The organism is Gracilimonas sp. (genome assembly GCF_017641085.1).
GTDB lineage: Bacteria > Bacteroidota > Rhodothermia > Balneolales > Balneolaceae > Gracilimonas.
The window spans coordinates 468,706-483,043 of sequence record NZ_JAEPPI010000001.1 but is presented as its reverse complement, the minus strand read 5'-3'; the positions used below and the strand labels follow the sequence as shown (position 1 = coordinate 483,043).

The window sequence follows — 14,338 nt, the reverse complement described above, 5'->3', positions numbered from 1 at the left end:
AAAAATAATCCAAACCTTATTCACTGAATGCGAACGGTTTACTTAGATCATGCGGCCACTACACCCTTAGATGATCGCGTGCTGGAAGCCATGCTTCCTTACCTGAAAGAAAATTACGGAAACGCCAATTCCCCTCATCACCTGGGGCAGAAATCGAAGGTGGTAGTGGAAGACGCCCGGGAAAAAGTGGCAGCTTTAATTGGTGCTGAACCTTCAGAGATCATCTTTACCAGTGGCGGCACCGAAAGCGATAATGCCGTTATTAAAGGTGTGCTGGCTGTTTCCGGAGATAAGAAAGAAGTAATCACTTCCGAACTGGAACATCATGCCGTTCTGCACACGGTAGAGCTTGCCAAGATGCAGGGAGTTAAACCCGTTTTTGCCCCATCCAGAGATTGTGGTACCATCACGGCTGAGGCAGTTAAAGAATCCATTACCGAAAACACGGCACTGGTTACGATAATGCACGTGAATAATGAAATCGGTACCATCAACCCGCTGAAAGAAATTGCCGAAGTTTGTGAAGAGCACGGAGTACCCCTTCATTCCGATACCGTTCAAAGTCTGGGTAAAATTCCGCTCAACGTAAAAGATCTGGGGATTGACTTCCTGAGCGGCAGTGCTCACAAGATTTACGGGCCGAAGGGAACCGGAATTATGTATGTGAAAAATGGCTCTAAATGGATCCCGTGGGTACATGGCGGATCTCAGGAACGCCGCCGCCGGGGAGGTACCCTCAACGTGCCCGGAATTGTTGGTTTTGCCAAAGCCCTTGAACTGGCTGTTGAAGAGATGGATGAACATCAAAAGCATTTCAAAAAACTACGTTCCCTTCTCCTCAAAGAGATGGACAACAACCTGGACTTCAACTACAATGTGAATGGCCCGCAAGACAACGGAGTGCCCCACATCGTTAACCTCTCCTTCAGTGATGAGCAGGGAAAATATATAGATGGCGAGATGCTGCTGCTGAACCTGGATATTGAGGGTATTTGTGTATCCAATGGGTCAGCCTGTACTTCCGGAGCGGTTGAGCCTTCGCATGTGCTGAATGGTATTGGCATGGAAGACGGACTGGCTAAGTCGAGCATTCGCGTCAGTTTCGGTAAGCAGAATACCGAAGAGGATGTGCGCTATTTTGTGGAAAAACTTGACACCGTTCTCAAACGAATGTTTACCGTAGCCTGATGAAGAAAAACGTCTGCGTGTATTGCGGTTCCAGAGAAAGCAATAACCCACGGTTTCCCGAGCTGGCCCAACAAGCGGGTCGCGAAATTGCCCGGCGAAACTGGGGTGTGGTTTATGGCGGTGGTAAAGTCGGGATGATGGGCAAGCTGGCCGATGCCGCCCTCGAAAGTGGCGGTGACGTTTTTGGGGTGATCCCAACGCGGCTTAAGAAACTGGAAGTGGCCCATACCGAACTCACCGACCTCCACGAAACGCAGGACATGCATACCCGAAAAGCGCTTATGGAATCTCTTTCTGACGCTTTTCTTATCCTGCCCGGTGGATTCGGAACTCTTGACGAATTCTTTGAAATCCTTACCTGGCGGCAGTTGGGTATTCATGACAAACCTATTTTCCTGCTTAATGCAGAGGGGTATTTCGATGGACTGGTTAAGTTTACCGAGAACTCAATTCAGTATGATTTTGTAAGAAAAAGCAGCCTCAAGCTCTTCAAAGTTTGTAACGAGATTGACTCTTGTATTGAAATGCTGGAACGTTTTTTCGAGGAGGATTGATTCTTATCTCGTAATCAAGTTTCAATCCGACTATGCCCAAAATTTCCGAAAAGAATCCACTACCTCCCTGCCCTGCTACGCCGAACTGTATCCGGACTTCAGAAGTATATCAAACCGGTCTCGAAATGGTGTACGAAGCATTTATTAAAGTCTTCGACGAAGAATCGTACCGGTGGGAAGTGATCGATCCCAAAAGGATTGAACTTCATGCCGTATATCGCATTCCCGTTTTTGGATTTAAGGATGATGTGGATGTAATTATGGAAGAAGCCGCTGGAACAACTACTGTTTTCATCCGAAGTGCAAGCCGGGTTGGAGCTTACGATCTCGGGGTGAATCAACGTCGTGTAAAACGCATTCTCAAAAAAGCTAAGCTTAAGATTAAGAGTTAATTCTTGGCTATATTCATCTTCATCAATTAAAGAAAATATTTTAGCACATGTACGAAGGATTATTACACGCACACTCAGGACTTCGATGGATTGTATTGGTACTCATTGTCTGGGCTTTGTTCAAAGCCGTTACCGGGTGGTCAGGCAAAAAAGATTATCAAAAATCGGATAGGCTTGCCGCTCTTCTTGCCCTTATTTTTACGCACATCCAGCTATTGATAGGTCTGGCTCTTTATTTTATCAGCCCCAAAGTTTCATTTGAATCCGGCGTAATGGAAAGCCAGGTGCTCCGGTTCTATACTGTAGAGCACATGTCCATGATGATCATCGCCATTGCATTGATTACCATTGGTTTCAGCACGGCTAAACGTATGTCTGATTCCGTAGCCAAGTACAAACGAATTGCCATTATGTATGGCATTGGCCTTTTGGTGATTATTGCCTCCATCCCCTGGCCTTTCCGCGGTTTAGGGGCCGGATGGTTTTAATAGAATATTGTTTTGAAAGCCTACAAGCCTCCTATAAGAGAGCGACACAAAGATGATCTTCTGAAGATCATTGACTCGCCAGACGAATGGGAAGATGATGTGCTTAGGATTGCTTCCGATGAACTGACAAAAAGAGGTATTTGCTTAGGAACGCAAAAAAGAAGAGCAAAAAGCCATAGCAAGGCTAAGAAGCAAATTAAAGAAATCAAGAAGAATGCTTCTTACTCATACTTTCAGATGACACTGCTGTTGGTTTTTGCTCCTTTCACTCTTCTTTGGTTCGTTCCAAGTGGCATGGGCATTATTGAACTTGAAAATGAAGGATTTCTCAGGAAACGAAACCAAAGATTCATCTTAATTAGTTTAAGCTACCTTCTTTGGTTTTTATTCATTTCCTATTTTCCATTCTGAATTATTTCGGATAGCGAATACTTTCCACCATTTCCTGCACATCCTCCGGCGGTTCCGGGAAGATCATACCAACTGCAAAAGAAACGGTCAGGTTCAGGAGCATACCCAGTGTACCTATACCCTCTGGTGAAATTCCAAACCACCAGTATTCCGGTGAATTAAACTCCGGGAAGGCAATTTTATAGAACACCACATAGGAAAGCGTGAACAGCAGTCCGGCTATCATTCCGGCAATGGCGCCCTGACGGTTCATTTTCTTATAAAAGATGCCCAGGATAATAGCCGGGAAGAAGGACGCTGCCGCCAGCCCAAAGGCTATAGCCACCACTTCCGCTACAAAACCCGGGGGATTAATCCCAAAATAACCGGCAATTACTACCGCTGCGGCCGCTGATATGCGTGCCCACATCAATTCAGCTTTGTCAGAAATATCAGTTTTAATCTGCTTCTTGATTAAGTCGTGAGAAACAGCCGTGGATATCACCAACAGTAAACCCGCTGCGGTTGAAAGGGCCGCGGCCAGCCCACCTGCGGCTACCAACCCGGCAACCCAGGCCGGCAAATTGGCAATCTCCGGATTGGCGAGCACCATAATATCCCGATCTACATATAATTCGTTATTGGTATCTGTAGGTTCGTTATTGACCTTCACTTCCCCAAAAGGGCCACGGATAATTTCCCCATCCGCATTTCGCTGAATATCCGGCAGTCCAACGATAGCTTCGCCGGGAGCGTAGGTGATAATTCCGTCATCATTTTTATCTACCCAGGTGAGCAGTCCTGTTTGTTCCCAGGTATTAAACCATGCAGGCATTTCGGTGTATTCTTCTTCGTTTACCGTTTCCATCATGTTGTATTTGGCAAAAGCCGCAATAGCCGGAGCGGTTGTGTACAAGATCGCGATAAAAATCAGTGCATAGCCTACAGAAACACGGGCATCTTTCACTTTAGGAACGGTGAAGAAACGTACGATTACGTGGGGCAACCCGGCCGTACCGATCATTAGAGCCGCGGTAATAAAAAAGACATCCTGCATGCTTTTCGTACCGCTGGTGTAGGCAGCAAAACCGAGCTCGGTATGCAGTTGATCAAGCTTTTCAAGCAGGTACTGTCCGGATCCATCCGCTAAGGTAGAACCAAATCCAAACTGAGGGATTGGATTTCCGGTGAGCTGAAAAGAGATAAAGAATGCCGGAACCATAAAGGCGAAAATCAGCACACAGTACTGAGCTACCTGCGTATAGGTAATTCCCTTCATTCCACCCAAAACAGCATAGAAAAAGACGATCGCCATCCCAATCAGAACACCCAGATCGATGTTTACTTCCAGGAATTTGGAGAACACCAGTCCAACCCCGCGCATCTGTCCGGCTACATAGGTGAATGAAACCACCAGTGCACAAATCACGGCAATGGTTCGGGCAAAGTTGGAGTAATACCGGTCGCCGATAAAATCAGGAATGGTAAACTTGCCGAATTTTCGAAGATAAGGTGCCAGCAGTAAGGCCAGCAGCACATAACCGCCGGTCCACCCCATCAGGTACACCGAGCCGTCGTAGCCCATGAAAGATATCAGGCCGGCCATGGATAAGAAGGAAGCTGCTGACATCCAGTCAGCCGCGGTAGCCATCCCGTTCGTAATGGGATTCACATGAGCTCCCGCTACATAAAAATCGCTGGTGGAGGCCGCTTTAGCCCAAATAGCTATGCCGATGTAAAGGGCAAAGGTTACTCCAACTAAAATATAAGTCCAGATTTGAACATCCATGATCAGTCCTCATTCACGTTAAATTCACGATCCAGTTTGTTCATCAAATACACGTAAACAAAAATGAGGATCACAAAGGTATAAATGGCACCTTGCTGGGCAAACCAAAAGCCAAGCTTGAATCCGGCTATCTGAATTTCATTTAAAGCGGGAGCAAGTAAAATTCCCAAACCGTAGGAAACGACAAACCAGATACTAAGCAAAATGCCCAGGTATTTGAGATTTCGTTTCCAATACCCTTTTAAGTCCCGTTCTTCCATCTGTATGACCTCCATAGTTTTATTCCGGCTTAGTATGCAGTATTTGAAGGAATGAATCAAATTTTTGAATGTGATTGAATCCGGTTTTTATGCGAACGGTGATTGTGAGTCGTTGTTTTGGAGCGAAACAGGAATCATTCTTTCCCACATCTGATTATATTATTCCACATCAAAAAAAGAGGATTATGCAGTACAACAGATTGGGAAATTCAGATCTTGAAGTAAGTGAATTCAGTTTTGGTTGTATGTCTCTGGAAGTTCAGAACAACTCAGAATCAGCCTCTTCCCTTCTCCGTGAAGCCTATAATAAAGGGATCAATTTCTTTGACACCGCCGACCTCTACAATCATGGCCTAAATGAGGAAGTAGTTGGAAAAGCGCTGAAACCTTTCAGGGATGAAGTTATTATTTCTACCAAGGTTGGTAATGTTTGGGATGAAGATGGTTCGGGATGGGAATGGAATCCTACCAAAGAATACATCCTGACGGGCGTGAATGAGAGTTTACGCAGGCTCCAGACCGAATACATTGATCTTTATATGCTGCATGGCGGAACCATTGAAGATCCTATTGACGAAATTATTGAAGCATTTGAACGTCTCAAACATCAGGGTAAGATTCGGGCTTATGGAATCTCGTCCATCCGCCCAAATACCATTCGGGAATACGCAGAACGCTCAGATATGGACTGCGTGATGATGCAGTACAGCCTGCTGGATCGTCGCCCGGAAGAAGAAAGCCTGGATCTGCTTGCAGAAAATGATATCAGTGTGATTACCCGTGGAACCCTGGGTAAAGGCATGCTTATCGATAAGCCGGCTCGTGATTACCTGGTGCATTCAACCGAAGAAGTTGAAGAAGTACAACGGGCAGCCAATAACACCGGAAACCCGATTTCAGCAGCTGTTCAATTTGTGCTGGATCATCCTGCGGTAGCTTCAGCCGTTCTTGGCATCCGCACGAAGCATCAGTTAGAGGAGATAATCAATTCGATGAAATCCCCTGTTTCTGCAGAGGAATTGGATAACCTCAGAAGCATATTATCTCCCAAAAAGTATGATCAACACCGTTAACCCCAACTTTCGGTTAGCTTTTTGTTGCCTTTATTTTAATTTCTCATCGTGTTGACGGATATTATACCACCATCCATTCACGATTATGAAGGCAATAGCAACCACCATATTGATTTTCCTGTTTAGCTCCGGTTTGGTTTTCGGGCAGCATCAACCCGGGAAAAATTATATCTACTGGAGCGATGACTACGAATTGGTTTGGACTGATTTCGAGGAGATTCCCAAGCGATACAGTGAACACGCCGCCTTTTCTGTTGTTGGGTATCAAAGTTCGTTTAACATGAACGGGCAGCAGTATGAAGCCGAAATAAAAACCTACTTCAGTAAAAATGAATCCTGGTCCAAAAGCTGGATTGCTACCCTTCTGCTCCACGAACAGGGTCATTTTGACCTGGCGGAAGTAAACGCACGGAGATTCCGAAAGCGGGTCAAAGAAGCCATGGAAGCCGGGACCATCTCTGTAAGTGTATTCGAGGAAATGAGTGATCAGGCCATGGCTGATCTTGAGGAAGCACAAAAAGAGTATGATGAAGCCACCAATTATTCCATGGATTACCGCTCCCAGCTACAATGGTCAGAGCAAATAAAGGAACAGTTAAAAAAACTGGAGGCTTTTGCTAATACACGGATTGTGGTTTCGCGGACAGGTAAATGAAAGCTTAGCCTGATACCTTTTTACAACCATCAGAAATTTGGGCTGCTTATCTTTACCTTGTATCAAATTCGCACTTAATACAATACATGGCTATTCACTACATCACTGAGAATAATGATCTCCAAAAGCTCACTTCAGACCTTCACCAAACCAAAGAATTCGCCATAGATTTAGAGTTTGATCGCAATCGTTATCGCTATGGGTTCAATATGTGCCTCATGCAGATTTATGACGGAAACGACTGTTACCTGGTAGATCCACTCAGTGACGATCTCGATATAAAGACTATCTTTCCGGTCATCCAGAACCCGGAGGTACAGAAAGTGGTTTTTGCATTCGGAGAAGATCTTCGTCTGCTGCATTCCCTGGGATGCTTTCCTAAAAACCTCTACGATCTGGATGCCGCCACCAGTCTGTTGAATTACGAACCGGCTTCCCTGACCAATCTCATCAAAGAGGTTTTGGATGTAAAGGTGAACAGCTCTTCACAGCAGAGCAACTGGTGGAAACGACCGCTTTCCGAAAATCAAAAACAATATGCAGCAGATGATGTAATTTACCTGCTCGACTTTAAAGCCAAACTCAATCAACAAGCCGAAAAACGGGGTATCCTCGACTGGATTAAGCAAGAGAACGACGTTTTTGATCACCTGGATTACAGCGATGAAGATCACAACAACCTGATCAAAGAAAAGGACAAGAATAACCTGTCTGTTTTTGAATGGTTCGTCTATTGCCAACTCATGGATTTCTTTGATGAGAAAGCCCGCGAACTGAACAAGCCTATGTATCAGCTTGCCAGTAAAAAAATAGTGAGTGAGCTTGCTCAGAATCCTGATAAAGTGCACAACTGGAAACAGACCATGGGGATTTACGGGCGGATTAAGAATGATAACTTTAAGTCTCAGCTTCAATCGGTGGTTGATTCTGCAATCCATGAGGCAAAAGAGCAGGACCTATCTACTTCCCGAAAAGCCAGCGATACTATGACCGGTGAGGAATACCGGGCCATGCGGAATGAACAGAACCGAATCAATGATCTGAGAAATAGACTTCTTTCCCCTATTCAGGATCGGTTAGTGACTGATTTTGGCAAACATGCCAAATCCTTTATTCTCCCCAACCGACTCACCAAAGAAATTATAGCCGGCGAAACAGAGCTGATGCCTGATTATAAAGTGAAGTTGCTGCGAAGGTATGCCGAAGAGCTGGACCTGGATTTGAGTGATTATGTCTGATCAAACTGGCAGCATTATATTTTAAGATTGAATGAATATGGACTGACAGTTTATTTCAATGGAACTCGGATAACACAGAAAAATTGATTTACACTGATTTTGAAAGTCTATGTTTTCCATCAGAAGCTACGTTTTCTACCGTCCACTTAATGCGTTTTTCAAATGGATGCTGACGTACTTCACAATTCTCAATGGTGCATAAATAGCATGAAAATTCCTGACAGAAATCGGTATGAATAAAAATCTCTATTCTGTCTCCGAACTTATGTGTAATTAACTCTTCGATGTTATCCAGCTCGGCGTGGGCTTCTTTTACCGTAAGGTACCATGGGAGGGTTAGATGAGCATCCACATGAAGAGTGGGCCCATATTTTGTGATCCTGAGGTTATGGAGGTCAATCCATTTCGGATCTCTGTTTTGTTGTAAGTAAGCAATCAATTCAGCCAGTAATTCTTCATCGGTTTCATCCATAATTCCCGCCACCGCTGCCCGTAAGATCCGGAAGCCCATGTGTATGATCATAAGGGCAAAAACAATTGCCACGGCCCCGTCCAGCCAAAGAATATTTGTAAAACGGATGAGAATCAGTCCTGCTATGATACCAATGGTGGTATAAGTATCCGTTTGAAGATGTCGGCCACTTGCCTGAAGGGCCAACGAGTCGTTTTTCTTTCCGGTTTGATAAGCCCAGTATCCAAACCCAAAGTTGATTACCGCTGATATTCCAATCAGGATTATACCGAGATCCAGGCTCTGCAGCGGCTCCGGATGAATGAAGCTTTGCACGGCTTCTACAATAATGTACAATCCGGCAAGGGTGATGAGCGTGCCTTCAATTCCTGCTGAAATAAACTCTACTTTTCCGTGTCCGTAAGGGTGATTTTCATCCTTGGGCTTTGCGGAAAGATACAGGCTGTATAACCCGATAAAGCCACTCAGCACATTGACGATACTTTCGAGTCCATCGGTGAGAACAGCCACCGAGTTGGTGAGATACCAGGCCGTCATCTTTATGACAAAAAGAATGACTGCCACCGCAACGATGAACCATTGCACCCGAATATTTTCCCGAGCTTTCTGCATCAGGTTCTATTCACCGAACATTTCTTCGTAATCTTTGATTGAGGCTTCGATTACATTATAGGCATGGTCCGCATCAAAAATGCCCTGCACATACACGTCATTCTGGTTTTTTCCCGGGATCAGCTTGTAGGTACCAAAGTAATGACGAAGCCGCTCGATCAGCACCGGGGGTAAATCATTCACGCTGTTTATGTTGCTGTAATAGGTGTCGTTATCAAGTACGGAGATGATTTTATCATCCGCTTCATCGTGATCCACCATATGCAGTCCTCCGATCACGCGGGCGCTTAAAATAACCTCGTTCCGGTCAATCGGTCGTTCACTCAACACGCAAATATCCAGCGGATCACCATCCCCTTTTACATCATCTTTCGACAGTTCACCCACGTGATTTCCGCAATAGGTACGGGGAATAAATCCATATAAAGATGGGGGAAGTGAGGAGCTTCGTTGCGGACGATCTACACGCATGTAGCCGGTTTTCTTGTCCACTTCGTATTTGATAGTATCAAAAGGGGTGAGTTCGATAAAGGCGTTTACGATCTTGGGTTGATCTTCGCCCACTTCCAGTCCGTGCCACGGATGCGGCCTCCACCGGAAAAAAGGATTGGGAAAATTCATAGCTCAATGGTGAGTGTTAGAACTTTGATGCCTCTCAAGGTAAAACTATATGGAACATCGAACAAGGAACATCGAAATTTGAAGGATGAACTTTTTCTGATTAATACCTTTTAAATTGGCTAAAATGAAGCTAAATAGCGCAAGCGTCCGCTTGTGCCATGTTTAATTCTGCTTATTTGGCCTTTTCCAGCTTGTCCAAGCGGACGCTTGAACTAGTTATGGGGCTAATAAAAAACCCCGACTGGCTATCGGCCAATCAGGGTTTATCCTGTTCTCCATGAAAGTGGTTATTCGTTAAATGGTGATTTCGTTAATCGAATTAACGATTTACGAATCAACCAATAACGAATTAGCTACAGCCAGTTGTAGATCCACAGGTGATGCACTTCATGCAGGTTCCGTTACGAACCATGGTCATGCTGCCGCATTCGGGGCAGGCTTCACCGGTGTATCCCATTTGTTTGGCTTTGTCGTATTCGCTCTCGTAGCTGTCAGACTGTACCGCTTTTTGCTGAACCTGAGCACTTTCGCTGGTATCAACAGCGGCCGGTTCGGGCTCAGCTACGGTCTTTTTTGCGACAGCATCCGATGATGATGATGCATTGGGGGCTTTCGCCTCGGTCTGTGTATTGTCCGCTTTGGCTTCAGCCTGGGCATCAGCGGTCGGACGTAAATTTCGGGTTTCGATCTGCTCGGCCGGCACGTGCGCCAGGTCTTCTCTGCCTAGGTAGGTAACCGCAAGCTCACGGAAGATGTAATCAATTACAGATGTACTCATCTTCACGTGTGGGTTTCCGTTTACCATACCGCTTGGCTCGAACTTGGTGAACACAAAGGCGTCCACAAATTCTTCCAGTGGTACTCCGTGCTGCAATCCAAGTGAAATAGAGATGGCAAAGCAGTTCAGCAGGCTTCGGAAAGCGGCTCCCTCTCGGTGCATATCAATAAAGATTTCACCAAGCTGGCCGTTTTCGTATTCCCCGGTTCTCAGGTAAACACTCTGTCCGCCAATCTTCACTTTCTGTGTGTATCCTTCGCGACGGAACGGAAGTCGCTGACGACGGGCCACATACTTGTGAATGATTCGCTCGGCCACTTCAAGCACTTTATCCTGTGCCATAGTGGTTTCAGCATCAGCCGGAGCTTCCTCTTCTTCGTCAATTTCCTCCAGCACATCCGCCATAGAATTCAGCGGCTGGCTTAGTTTGGAACCGTCACGATACAGCGCATTCGCTTTCAGCATCATCTCCCACGAATCCATGTAAGCGTCCTTCATATCTTCGATGGTCGCTTCATTTGGCAGGTTGATGGTTTTTGAAATAGCGCCGGAAAGGAAAGGCTGAGCGGCAGCCATCATACGAATATGTCCTTTGGCAGAAATAAAGCGTGTGCCGATTCGGCCGCAACGGTTGGCGCAATCAAACACCGCGTAATCTTCTTCTTTCAGATGCGGGGCACCTTCAACAGTCATGGTTCCACATACATAATCGTTGGCTTCCTGGATTTGCTCTCTGCTGAATCCAAGGTAGCGCAGCATGTCGAAGTTCATGTCATTGAGCTGCTCTTCGGTAATGCCGAGTACATCCTTGCAGAAGTCTTCGCCCAGCGTCCACTGGTTGAAGGCAAACTTGATGTCAAAACTTCCGGGCAGTGCTTCGTTGATCGCATCAATTTGCGTGTCGGTGAAGCCTTTCTCACCCAGTGTTTCAGGGTTGATGTGTGGGCAACCTTCCACCGAACCGGCTCCTTTCGCGTAGTTGATAATCTCTTGCGATTCCTTGGCAGAATAACCGAGATTCTTCAGTGCTTTAGGTACCGCCTGGTTGATAATCTTGAAGTAACCGCCACCGGCCAATTTCTTGAATTTCACCAGGGCAAAGTCCGGCTCAATACCGGTGGTATCACAGTCCATCACCAAACCAATGGTTCCGGTTGGTGCCAGCACCGTTACCTGTGCATTTCGGTAACCGTGTTTTTCACCCATTTTCAGCGCTTTGTCAGAAGCCTTTTTAGCCGCTTTCACCAGGTAATCCGGGCAGATCGAAGCATCGATGCCCATCGGTTTCACCGTAAGTCCCTCGTACTCTTCCGGGTCAGCATTGTAAGCTGCACGGCGGTGATTACGGATCACCTTCAGCATATGTTCTTTATTGCGCTCGTAGCCTTCAAAGGTACCCAGCTCTTTCGCCATTTCGGCTGAAGTGGCGTAGGACGTCATATGCATGGTCGCGGTAACAGCTCCGGCAACGGCAGCTCCTTCTTCACTGTCGTAAGGAAGTCCTTGTACCATCAGCGCAGCACCAATGTTAGCATAACCCAACCCAAGCGTGCGGAATACATAAGATAACTCCGCGATTTCTTTGGACGGGAACTGAGCCATCAGTACCGAAATCTCCAGAACAACCGTCCAGATTCGGGAGGCGTATTCCAGCGACTCAATATCAAATTCTTTGTACTCATCTCCTTTGAAGTATTTCATAAGGTTCAGAGAAGCGAGGTTGCAAGCGGTATTATCCAGGAACATATATTCCGAGCAAGGGTTACTTGCATTGATCGGACCATCTTCGGGGCAGGTATGCCATTCGTTGATGGTATCGTGGTATTGGGTTCCGGGATCAGCACACGACCAGGCTGCGTAGGCGATGTCGTCCCAAAGTTCACGGGCCTTCATCGTCTTCATAGGCTTCGGCTCTCTGCCCTCTTCAGCTGCATCATCTTTTTCCACACGGCCGTACAGGTGCCAGTCTTTATCTTCCTTCACTGCTTTCATGAACGAGTTTGGCACACGAACGGAGTTGTTGGAATTCTGACCACTTACGGTTGAATACGCTTCGGAATTCCAATCGGTGTCGTATGTATCAAATTCAAGATCGGTGAATCCCTGTGCAGCCAGCTGAATCACACGCTCTATATAATTAAGAGGAACCTGATTTCTCTTGGCTTTACGGATTTCCGCAGCCAGTTCTTTGTTTTTCAGCGGGTCGCGGCTCATCGCTCCGTTGAAAGTACGTCCTTCAATCTCAACCGGTGTATGGCAGAGTTTTATAATATTTTTAAGGTGCTTTTGAACCGTTTTAGATCCGGCTACCAATGCGGCCACTTTCTGCTCTTCTCGAACTTTCCAGTTGATATACTCTTCAATGTCCGGGTGGTCGAGATCAAGCGTCACCATCTTGGCTGCACGTCGGGTGGTACCGCCAGACTTAATGGCGCCGGCAGCACGGTCTCCGATTTTGAGGAAACTCATGAGGCCGGAACTTCTTCCTCCGCCACTCAACGGTTCGTTGGCTCCGCGAATTTTAGAGAAGTTACTTCCGGTTCCGGATCCATATTTAAACAGACGCGCTTCACGTGTCCACAGATCCATGATTCCGCCTTCATTCACCAGGTCATCATCTACACTCTGGATAAAGCAGGCATGGGGTTGCGGGTGGGTGTAAGCATCTTCGGATTTTTTGAGCTCTCCGGTTTTGCCGTCCACATAATAATGACCTTGTGCAGGACCATTAATTCCATATGCCCAATGCAGCCCGGTGTTGAACCACTGCGGACTGTTAGGTGCAGCCATTTGGTTAGCCAGCATGCAGGCTAATTCATCGTAAAAAACTTTCGCATCTTCCTCGCTGTCAAAATAGTCGTGTTTCCAACCCCAATAAGTCCAACATCCCGCCAAACGATGAAAGACCTGCTTACTATCAATTTCATGTGTATAACGTTCTTCTTCGGGCAGATCTTTGAGTGCCTTTTCATCAGCTTCAGATCGCTGTAACCATTTGGGCACTCCCTTCTCTTTGATCTTTTTCAGTTTCGCAGGAACTCCGGCCTTGCGGAAATATTTCTGAGCGATAACATCGGTGGAAACCTGAGACCAACTTTCAGGAACCACAACGCCTTCCATATGGAATACCTGGGAGCCGTCCGGGTTTTTAATTTCTGAGGTGCGTGTTGCAAATTCGATGTCGTCAAATGGAGTCTTCCAGTCCGACTTAGTATAGAAGCGAGTAAATTTCATTGGCGTACTTCGTTAGTGTATTAATATTATGTTGAAACCTTCGTAGATGAGAGACAATTAAACAAATCCCGATACCTTATCTCCTAAAGAAGTACGAATTAATATAGACGAGCAGAGGTGATTGGGCAAGAAAAAAATCAAATACTTTTCCACAAATTAGGGGACTTATCCACATCTGTGAATTCACTAATTATAAACATGCAAAATCAACTTATAAAAATGAATTTATTATTATACATTTTATTGTATAAATGATTTGCTGACTTTGAGGCGTTGCTGAAATTACTTTTAAAATCAGTTTAAAGACGAATATTTTACGGTAAGTAATAGGGTGATTGGAGAAAGTTATCCACACCCTGCTTTTACGAAAAGATCATTAATTCTATATTTTTATAATTATAATTCGATATATATCAAATAATATTTTGAATAAAAGTATATAGATTTTTTAAGCGGAAAGGCATCTAATATTACTTTCATATTTATATTTAATAGAAAGTAATATTTGTAAAAACCATGGCTGGCAAATGCTTGAGGGGCGTTACCAAATAGAAATAGAAAACAATGCCGGACGCTGACATAAATGAAGCAACG

13 protein-coding genes are annotated in these 14,338 nt (G+C 45.5%); 8 read left to right on the top strand and 5 right to left on the bottom strand.

Annotated features, from left to right (window positions below; all coding sequences use genetic code 11):
* Nucleotides 1–27: 27 nt before the first annotated feature.
* The 5 genes from JJ941_RS01950 to JJ941_RS01930 are packed head-to-tail and all read left to right on the top strand — an operon-like array spanning nucleotide 28 to nucleotide 3,033.
* On the top strand, nucleotides 28–1,188 hold the full coding sequence (locus tag JJ941_RS01950; RefSeq protein WP_290961702.1) for a cysteine desulfurase family protein: 1,161 nt from the start codon (nucleotides 28–30) through the stop codon (nucleotides 1,186–1,188).
* Entirely contained in the window at nucleotides 1,188–1,742 is a 555-nt protein-coding gene (locus JJ941_RS01945; RefSeq protein WP_290961699.1) for a TIGR00730 family Rossman fold protein, read from the top strand. Before JJ941_RS01950 ends, JJ941_RS01945 begins: the two co-directional genes overlap by 1 nt.
* Before the next feature lie 32 nt (nucleotides 1,743–1,774).
* On the top strand, nucleotides 1,775–2,134 hold the full coding sequence (locus tag JJ941_RS01940) for a DUF1499 domain-containing protein (protein ID WP_290961697.1): 360 nt from the start codon (nucleotides 1,775–1,777) through the stop codon (nucleotides 2,132–2,134).
* Between the two features lie 47 nt (nucleotides 2,135–2,181).
* On the top strand, nucleotides 2,182–2,622 hold the full coding sequence (locus JJ941_RS01935; RefSeq protein WP_290961694.1) for a cytochrome B: 441 nt from the start codon (nucleotides 2,182–2,184) through the stop codon (nucleotides 2,620–2,622).
* 12 nt (nucleotides 2,623–2,634) lie between these two features.
* Nucleotides 2,635–3,033 (top strand): hypothetical protein, encoded by a 399-nt coding sequence (locus JJ941_RS01930; protein WP_290961691.1) that lies wholly within the window; start codon nucleotides 2,635–2,637, stop codon nucleotides 3,031–3,033.
* Nucleotide 3,034: 1 nt separating this feature from the next.
* On the opposite strand, the gene JJ941_RS01925 is transcribed toward JJ941_RS01930, so the two are convergent.
* Nucleotides 3,035–4,801, bottom strand: a complete 1,767-nt coding sequence (locus JJ941_RS01925; protein WP_290961688.1) for a sodium:solute symporter family protein — start codon at nucleotides 4,799–4,801, stop codon at nucleotides 3,035–3,037.
* Nucleotides 4,802–4,803: 2 nt separating this feature from the next.
* Nucleotides 4,804–5,061, bottom strand: coding sequence for a DUF4212 domain-containing protein (locus tag JJ941_RS01920; RefSeq protein WP_349294175.1), 258 nt, complete (start codon nucleotides 5,059–5,061; stop codon nucleotides 4,804–4,806).
* Between the two features lie 185 nt (nucleotides 5,062–5,246).
* On the opposite strand from JJ941_RS01920, the gene JJ941_RS01915 reads away from it, so the two are divergent.
* From JJ941_RS01915 to JJ941_RS01905, 3 genes are all read left to right on the top strand, one after another.
* Nucleotides 5,247–6,134, top strand: coding sequence for an aldo/keto reductase (locus JJ941_RS01915; RefSeq protein WP_290961684.1), 888 nt, complete (start codon nucleotides 5,247–5,249; stop codon nucleotides 6,132–6,134).
* An 85-nt stretch (nucleotides 6,135–6,219) separates the two neighbouring features.
* Nucleotides 6,220–6,789: a hypothetical protein gene (locus JJ941_RS01910; RefSeq protein WP_290961681.1), complete on the top strand. Its 570-nt coding sequence runs from the start codon at nucleotides 6,220–6,222 to the stop codon at nucleotides 6,787–6,789.
* A gap of 86 nt (nucleotides 6,790–6,875) precedes the next feature.
* On the top strand, nucleotides 6,876–8,027 hold the full coding sequence (locus tag JJ941_RS01905; protein WP_290961678.1) for a ribonuclease D: 1,152 nt from the start codon (nucleotides 6,876–6,878) through the stop codon (nucleotides 8,025–8,027).
* Between the two features lie 88 nt (nucleotides 8,028–8,115).
* Here JJ941_RS01905 and JJ941_RS01900 read toward each other — a convergent pair whose 3' ends face one another.
* The 3 genes from JJ941_RS01900 to JJ941_RS01890 all read right to left on the bottom strand — a co-directional run bounded on the left by JJ941_RS01900 (nucleotide 8,116) and on the right by JJ941_RS01890 (nucleotide 13,744).
* Nucleotides 8,116–9,111 carry a cation diffusion facilitator family transporter gene (locus JJ941_RS01900; protein WP_290961676.1) on the bottom strand — a complete coding sequence of 332 codons (996 nt, stop codon included), beginning with the start codon at nucleotides 9,109–9,111 and terminating at the stop codon, nucleotides 8,116–8,118.
* A gap of 6 nt (nucleotides 9,112–9,117) precedes the next feature.
* The gene (locus JJ941_RS01895) at nucleotides 9,118–9,732 is read right to left on the bottom strand and encodes an inorganic pyrophosphatase (protein ID WP_290961673.1); all 615 of its coding nucleotides are present in this window, start codon (nucleotides 9,730–9,732) and stop codon (nucleotides 9,118–9,120) included.
* 349 nt (nucleotides 9,733–10,081) lie between these two features.
* Entirely contained in the window at nucleotides 10,082–13,744 is a 3,663-nt protein-coding gene (locus JJ941_RS01890; protein ID WP_290961670.1) for a vitamin B12-dependent ribonucleotide reductase, read from the bottom strand.
* Nucleotides 13,745–14,338 lie beyond the last annotated feature (594 nt).

Bases quoted from the DNA above. Each gene is read 5' to 3' on its own strand.
- JJ941_RS01950 (WP_290961702.1), top strand. From the start codon at position 28: ATGCGAACGGTTTACTTAGATCATGCGGCCACTACACCCTTAGATGAT.
- JJ941_RS01945 (WP_290961699.1), top strand. From the start codon at position 1,188: ATGAAGAAAAACGTCTGCGTGTATTGCGGTTCCAGAGAAAGCAATAAC.
- JJ941_RS01940 (WP_290961697.1), top strand. From the start codon at position 1,775: ATGCCCAAAATTTCCGAAAAGAATCCACTACCTCCCTGCCCTGCTACG.
- JJ941_RS01935 (WP_290961694.1), top strand. From the start codon at position 2,182: ATGTACGAAGGATTATTACACGCACACTCAGGACTTCGATGGATTGTA.
- JJ941_RS01925 (WP_290961688.1), bottom strand. From the start codon at position 4,801: ATGGATGTTCAAATCTGGACTTATATTTTAGTTGGAGTAACCTTTGCC.
- JJ941_RS01920 (WP_349294175.1), bottom strand. From the start codon at position 5,061: ATGGAAGAACGGGACTTAAAAGGGTATTGGAAACGAAATCTCAAATAC.
- JJ941_RS01915 (WP_290961684.1), top strand. From the start codon at position 5,247: ATGCAGTACAACAGATTGGGAAATTCAGATCTTGAAGTAAGTGAATTC.
- JJ941_RS01910 (WP_290961681.1), top strand. From the start codon at position 6,220: ATGAAGGCAATAGCAACCACCATATTGATTTTCCTGTTTAGCTCCGGT.
- JJ941_RS01905 (WP_290961678.1), top strand. From the start codon at position 6,876: ATGGCTATTCACTACATCACTGAGAATAATGATCTCCAAAAGCTCACT.
- JJ941_RS01900 (WP_290961676.1), bottom strand. From the start codon at position 9,111: ATGCAGAAAGCTCGGGAAAATATTCGGGTGCAATGGTTCATCGTTGCG.
- JJ941_RS01895 (WP_290961673.1), bottom strand. From the start codon at position 9,732: ATGAATTTTCCCAATCCTTTTTTCCGGTGGAGGCCGCATCCGTGGCAC.
- JJ941_RS01890 (WP_290961670.1), bottom strand. From the start codon at position 13,744: ATGAAATTTACTCGCTTCTATACTAAGTCGGACTGGAAGACTCCATTT.